The 831-nt window shown below is 73.8% G+C and carries 1 protein-coding gene; it reads right to left on the reverse strand.

Going from position 1 to position 831, the window contains the following annotated elements; all coding sequences use genetic code 11:
- Nucleotides 1-831: AMP-binding protein (locus ACLQ22_RS31880; RefSeq protein WP_425695580.1), on the reverse strand; the 831-nt coding region annotated here is incomplete at both ends.

The following is an 831-nucleotide window of genomic DNA, read 5'->3' on the forward strand; positions in this document are numbered from 1 at the left end:
AGGTCGCCGGTGCGGTAGAGGCGGCTGCCGGGGGTGGTGGCGTACGGGTCGGGCAGGAACCGCTCCGCCGTCTGCCCGGGCTTGTTCAGGTAGCCGCGGGTGACCACGTCGCCGCCGACGCAGACCTCGCCGGGCGCGCCGGGCGGGACGAGCTGGAGTTCGGCGTCGAGGAGGTAGATGCGGGCGCCGGCGATCGGGACGCCGAGATCGGGCCGGTGGACCCCGTCGGTGCTGACGGCCCCGACGGTGACGGCGACGGTGGTCTCGGTCGGCCCGTAGATGTTGAACAGCGTGTACGGCGCCTGCGCGGACGGTCGGGTGGTGAGGGCGTCCCCACCGGTGAAGATCGTCCGCAGGTGGCTGGTGGACGGGGTGGGCAACCGGAGGACGGCCTCCGCGACCGGGGTCGGCAGGAACGTCCTCGTGACGTCTTCCCGGACCAGCCAGTCGTGCAGCGCGGTGGGGTCGAGGCGGTCGGCCGGGTCGGCGATGTGCAGGGTGGCGCCGCTGACCAGCGCGGGCCAGATCTCCCAGATCGCGGCGTCGAAGCCGAGGCTGGCCACCTGGCCGTGGCGCTGGTCGGGGCTGGAGGGGTGGGTGTCCAGGTGCCAGTGGACCAGGTTGGTCAGCGCCCGGTGGGGGACCATGACGCCCTTGGGCGTGCCGGTGGACCCGGAGGTGTGGATGACGTACGCCACCTGCTCCGGGTGGATGTCGACCGGGGGCGGCGCGGACGTGGCCGTGGCCGGTGCCGGGTGCGGGGTGAGGGTGACGACGCCGGGGGGTGTGTCGGTGTCGTGGGGGTGTGCGGTGATGAGGATGGTGACGCCG

The sequence above is a fragment of the Micromonospora sp. DT178 genome (genome assembly GCF_049841695.1).
In the GTDB taxonomy this organism is placed as follows: Bacteria; Actinomycetota; Actinomycetes; order Mycobacteriales; family Micromonosporaceae; genus Micromonospora.